This window comes from Flavobacterium riviphilum (genome assembly GCF_055231795.1).
Genome location: NZ_JBUYSY010000022.1, coordinates 21133 through 27383, shown reverse-complemented (window position 1 = coordinate 27383; position 6251 = coordinate 21133). Strand labels below are relative to the sequence as shown.

Here is a 6251-nt window from a genome sequence, read left to right as displayed (position 1 = left end):
ATACCTTAAATGGAAGTCCTGTAGTGATTGGAACGAACCCAGGTCAAGTAACTTTGGTAGGAATAACAGTTCCAACCGGCTTGACTTTAAATGCAGATGGCAGCGTAACGGTTGCACCAAATACGCCAGCCGGAAACTACAATGTAGAATATAGAATCTGTGAGGTAACCAACCCAACCAATTGCGATACGGTAACTTCATTAGTTGTAGTTAATGCAGCAACAATTATTGCCAAAGATGATTTTGTAGTAATCAATAGTGCCAACAATAGTGTAAGATTAGCAACAATTAATGAAGATTTTGGAAATGGAGAGGACACTTTAAATGGGGTTAAAGTTAATTTGAGTAAAGTTAATGTCACCATAGTAGATATTAATTTGCCAAATAAGCAAAGTTACCCAACACCTAGTATAGACAATACTTCCAATGAAATAGTAATTCCTTCTAATGTACCGGCAGGAGTATATGTGTTTCATTATACTATTTGTGAGAAATTAAATCCAACCAATTGTGCTTCAGCAAAAGTAGAAATTACAGTACAGGCCCCTTTTATGGATGCTAATGATGACTGTATAGTAAACGTGAATGGTTTGAATGGAGCTAATAGAGTGCTAAATGTTTTAACTAATGATAGAGTGGATTTGCAGCCAATTGTTCCTGGAACAGTTGATGTTAAAACTACTATTCCTGATCCTACTGGAAGTTTAAGTTTGAATGCTGACGGTTCAGTAGACGTGAAACCAGGAACTCCGGAGGGGACTTATACTTTAGAATATGAAATATGTTCCAAAGTTTCACCTTTAGCTTGTGATCAAGCTAAGGTGACTGTCAATGTTATTTGTAATACAACGAAGATTTCAGGAGTAGTAAGAGATTTATTAAATAACAAACCTTTAGCGAATGTACCGGTAACTTTAATTCCTGACAAACAGACTACAGGTCCCGTTTTGTTAATGTTAACCAAAGCCGATGGGTCGTATAATTTTACAGGATTTATACCGGGAGATTACATTATTCAAGTACAAGATGTTAACTTAAATAGTGCTCAAAATCTATACAATGTTGGTCCAAGTTTGCAATTCTTAAATATTCAAAATTGTAACTACGAAATAAGAAACTTTGATTATGATAAAACTGATTTACCTGTTTTAGGAAATTTTGTTTGGTACGATTTGAATAGCAACGGATTGCAAGACGAATGGTTTGATGCCAACAATGATGGTGTTGTAACTAAAAATATTCCTGACGCCAACGGTTACATTGATTATGCGAAATGGGAGTGGATAGATTTTAACGGAGACGGTAGTTATCTAGGAAAAATCAACGAAGGTGAGCTGAATGCTGCTGGTATAGGTAACGGTACCACAAGTGTTCCCAATATTTTTATTACTGGTCCAAATGGATTATCAAGACAAATCACCATGAGCATCCAAGGCTATTGGAGAGCAAGAGCACCACAAGGGAATTGGGGAGATTATAAGGTGGAATTGATAATGGAATCCAATTTAGAAACCGCAGCTCAAGCCAAACGAGCTACAGGTCTAATCAAAAATTTATCAGCTCCAATAAATAAATTGATCACGGGTAAAAATGCAGGAACAAATAGTTTTATTGTATGTGGAGTTACCAATAACAATGTAAAAAACACCACTTTAAGTGCTACAACACCTGTTGATAATACATTAGATTTTGGTATTCAATGCAAAACGTTTGCTACTATACTAACCAATAATGATGTAGCTACGGTAAAAAGTTCGATTACTACAACAACTAATGTGGTAAATGTTTTGAACAATGATTCATTCAATGGAAGTGGTATTGTTTTGACCAATGTTAATTTTACAACAGTAACACCTAATGCCAATTTACGTCTCAATGTTGACGGAACTGTAGATGTATTAGCCAATACACCTGCTGGAACTTATGTGTTAACCTATCAAGTTTGTGAGAAAGCAAATCCGTCCAATTGTCAAACAGCTAACCTTTCGATTACGGTTGTAGCTCCAACAATTAAGGCAACAGATGACGATTACACTTCGCAACCGATTAATGCTTCAAAAGGTGCTGTATTAACAATGTTGGCCAACGATGCTGTTGAAAACAGTCCGGCAAATATGTCACTTGTTAAGCTAACCTTAGAAGACACTAATGGATTGGCCGATGTTGTAGTAAATGCACAAGGACAGTTGGTGTTACCAATTGGTATTTCTGTAGGAACTTACGTGATTACTTATACTATTTGTGATGTTGTGAATCCGTCGAATTGCTCTACGGCTAAAATCAACATAGTAGTGAAGGATGCTTGTGATTTTGATGACAGTCCAACTTCTTGTGATATTGTAGTGCACAATGCGTTTTCACCTAATAATGATGATCAAAATGAAAGCTTTATTATTGAGCGTATTGAAAATTATCCAGACAATACGGTTGAAATTTATAATCGATGGGGAGTACTTGTGTTTGAAACCAACGGTTATGATAATAACGGTAAAGTATTTATTGGAATTTCGGAGGGTCGTGTTACTGTCAATAAAGCCGAATCACTACCTAATGGTACCTATTACTATGTTATTAAATATAGAAAACCAATTAGTGGAATTGTTAACCAAAAAGCAGGATTTTTATATTTATCAAGATAAAAGCTAATATAATAATAGCCTCGTGAGTGTAAGGCTAAAATGAAAATATATGAAAAAAGTTGCATTTTTTATTACATTATTGTTTTCCCTAGCATCCTATAGTCAGCAAGATGCTCAATTTACACAATACATGTATAATACGATAAACATAAATCCTGCCTATGCCGGTAGTCGTGGGGCAATGAGTATTTTTGCTTTGCATCGAACCCAATGGGTAGGACTTGATGGTGCTCCAACAACAAATACTGCTTCAATCAATACTCCTATTGCCAACAGTAATTTGGGGCTAGGGGTGTCTATTGTAAATGACAAAATTGGCCCAACAGTTGAAAATACTATCTCAGCAGATCTTTCTTATACAATACCAACTTCTGAGCGGTTTAAATTGTCTTTTGGAATGAAAGCAACGGCTAATATTTTTAATTTAGATGTGAACAAGCTAAATCCGGTGAGTCAAGGTGATCCCCAATTCAAAAATCTAAACAACGTTTTTACACCCAATATCGGAGCGGGTATTTACTACCATTCTAAAAATGCCTACATAGGTTTGTCGGTTCCCAATTTTATTCAAACCAATCGATATGATGATAATGAAATTGCAATTTTTAAGGAAAAAATCAATTATTATTTGATGGCAGGTTATGTGTTTGATTTGTCTTATGATGTTAAGTTTAAACCCGCTATTTTAGCCAAAGTTGTAGAAGGCGCTCCTTTACAAACAGATGTTTCAGCTAATTTTATGTTTGTGGACAAAGTTGTTGTAGGACTTGCTTACAGATGGAGTGCTGCCATGAGTGCCATGGTTGGTTTTCAAATTACGGAAGGCATGTATGTGGGCTATGGATACGATTTGGAGACTACTCGATTGGAAAACTACAATTCAGGGTCTCATGAAGTCTTTTTAAGATTTGAGCTTTTCAAGAACAACAGTCTAATAACTAGTCCAAGATTTTTCTAAGAATGCATCGATTGTGTGCTATAGCGTGTTTTGTAGCCATACTGGTTTCCTTTAAGGGTTATGGCAAGGTAGAATTTCAAAGGAGTCAAATGTCTCAAGACAGTATTCATTTTGAAAAAAAATGATCTATGAAATAACCGAAGTGACTCAAATGAATTTCGGGAGCTCCAAAATACACTATACCGTTGAGAATAAAGAAAAAATCCCTGTCAACGACCTCGGACCTAATAACGTAAGAATTGTAAAGGAAAGAATAGTGTATAGAAAACGAAAACACATTAATGATGCGCCCCAAACAAATACGCTAACCGATGTGTCTGATACAATAAAAGAAGAAGTGACAAGTTTGCCTTCAAAAACTATAACCATAAAGCGCATGGAAACCTATGAAAGGATGGTTGAAAGTGGTGTTCAGACTACCGAAATACTGGAGGAGTTAGCTAACGAATTTTATTTTAGAAAAGACTATCATAAAGCCATTAAATATTTTGAAAGGTTATTTGAGTTGTCAGGAAATACAAAAGAGGAAAATACTGAAAAACATAAACAATGTTTAAAGTTTATAGAAATTGAGAAACAAGAATCGAAAAAGAAACCAAGGAAATCGGTGTCTATTAAACAACAATGAAAAGTCTGAACTATATAGTTAAAATTGTAATCATGAAAAAAAACATACTTCTTGGTCTTGTATTGCATACGATGTTTTGCTGTTCACTTTTTGCTCAAAAAGCAAAATTTGCTACTGCTGAAAAACAATACAATACGTATGCCTATGTAGATGCTATACAAACATATGAACGTTTGGCCACCAAAGGCTATCAATCAACAGAGATGTTTCAGAAACTAGCCAATGCCTATTATTTTAACTCGGATTATGATAAAGCGGCAGATTGGTACCAAAAGTTATTTCAATTAACCCCTGAATTGGACCCAGAGTATTACTATCGTTATGCTCAATCTCTTAAATCAGTAGGAAAAACCAAAGAAGCCAAAGAGGTATTGGATAAATTTAACGCTATTGCCAATAAAGATAGTCGTGGTAAGCGGTTAAAAGCGAATAGTGATTATTTGGAAGAGATTAATGCCAACGTTGGAATGTATACGATTGAAAATGCGGGTATCAATTCAAAGTTTTCTGACTATGGAAGTGCTATTATAGAAAACAAATTGGTATTTGCTTCCGCTAGAGATACCGGAGGAGTTGCTCATCGGGTACATACTTGGAACGGAGAGCATTTTACCAATCTGTATGCCGCGAATGTAGATGGTGATTTAAATCCGGTCTTACCTGTGCGATATGACGCTGTAGTAAATTCTAAGTTTCATGAAGCTACTCCAGTTTTTACCAAAGACGGTACTACAATGTATTTTACAAGAAATAATTTTTTAGATGGCAAAAAAGGGAAAGATGCGAATAATGCTACTTTTTTGAAAATCTATAGAGCAACTTTAAAGAACAAACGTTGGACCGACATTGTCGAGTTGCCATTTAATAGTGATAGTTTTAGTACCGCTCACCCTGCTTTGAGTCCGGATGAACAAACCTTATACTTTGCCTCAAACCGACCTGGTAGTAAAGGGCAATCGGATTTGTATAAAGTGGCTATTCATAGCAATGGTACATATGGAGAACCCATAAACCTCGGAGATGTAATTAATACAGAAGGAAGAGAGACTTTTCCATTTATAACCAAAGACAATCAATTGTATTTTGCTTCTGATGGACATCCGGGTTTAGGGGGATTAGATATATTTACCACAAAAATTAATTCAGACGGATCTTTTAATGTGGTTGAAAATGATGGTGCTGAAGTAAATTCGCCAAAAGATGATTTTGCTTATTATAGAGATAGTGATACCAATCGAGGTTTTTTTACCTCTAATCGTGATGGCGGATTGGGATCGGATGATATTTATAAGTTTTTAAGCAAAAATCGATGCAAACAAGTGCTGAAAGGAACCATTACAGACAAAAGTACTGGGGAAGTTTTGGTAGGAGCCAAAGTGACTCTACTGAATAAAAGTTATAATGTAGTTGAAGAAACTACTACTGATGCTTCTGGAAGTTATATGTTTGTAGTCAATTGCAGAAGAACTTATACTGTGAGGGCAACTAAAACTGATTTTAATCATCAAGAAGCTAAAATTAAAACCGCTGAAATTGATGGAGAAACAGTATTGAATCTTGCACTAGAAAGTACTATTTGTAAAGTTACAGTTGGAGATGATCTTGGTAAGTGTTTTGGAATCAAAATGATTTATTTTGATTTGGATAAATCCAATATACGAAAAGAAGCAGCCTTAGATTTGGCTAAAATTTTAGATGTATTAATACAAAATCCAACAATGAAATTGGATATACATTCTCATACCGATTGTAGGCAAACGGCACAATACAACTTGGCACTGTCTGAAAGAAGAGCCAAATCAACCATTGCTTGGCTAATTTCAAAAGGCATAGACAAATCTAGGTTGACCGGTAGAGGATACGGAGAGTCTCAATTACTCAATGAATGTGGATGCGAGCCTACAAATCAATCCAATTGCACCGAAGAACAACATCAAATGAATCGAAGAAGTGAGTTCATAGTTACAGCAATATAAAAACCAAACCGATACTATAAATAAAAGCTCCCCAATGGGAGCTTTTGTGG

General features: G+C 35.4%; 4 protein-coding genes. All 4 read left to right on the top strand.

Translation table 11 applies throughout. The features are described from left to right. Positions 1 to 2639 (top strand): T9SS type B sorting domain-containing protein (locus tag ACZIX2_RS13420; RefSeq protein WP_463340609.1); only part of this gene is annotated, 2639 nt, incomplete at its 5' end. 49 nt (positions 2640 to 2688) lie between these two features. Next, positions 2689 to 3597 (top strand): PorP/SprF family type IX secretion system membrane protein, encoded by a 909-nt coding sequence (locus ACZIX2_RS13415; RefSeq protein WP_463340608.1) that lies wholly within the window; start codon positions 2689 to 2691, stop codon positions 3595 to 3597. Between the two features lie 121 nt (positions 3598 to 3718). After that, positions 3719 to 4225 (top strand): tetratricopeptide repeat protein, encoded by a 507-nt coding sequence (locus ACZIX2_RS13410; protein ID WP_463340607.1) that lies wholly within the window; start codon positions 3719 to 3721, stop codon positions 4223 to 4225. Between the two features lie 32 nt (positions 4226 to 4257). After that, positions 4258 to 6201: an OmpA family protein gene (locus ACZIX2_RS13405; RefSeq protein ID WP_463340606.1), complete on the top strand. Its 1944-nt coding sequence runs from the start codon at positions 4258 to 4260 to the stop codon at positions 6199 to 6201. Positions 6202 to 6251 lie beyond the last annotated feature (50 nt).

Excerpts from the sequence above, each read along its gene's own strand:
- ACZIX2_RS13415 (WP_463340608.1), top strand. The coding sequence starts at position 2,689 with ATGAAAAAAGTTGCATTTTTTATTACATTATTGTTTTCCCTAGCATCC.
- ACZIX2_RS13410 (WP_463340607.1), top strand. The coding sequence starts at position 3,719 with ATGATCTATGAAATAACCGAAGTGACTCAAATGAATTTCGGGAGCTCC.
- ACZIX2_RS13405 (WP_463340606.1), top strand. The coding sequence starts at position 4,258 with ATGAAAAAAAACATACTTCTTGGTCTTGTATTGCATACGATGTTTTGC.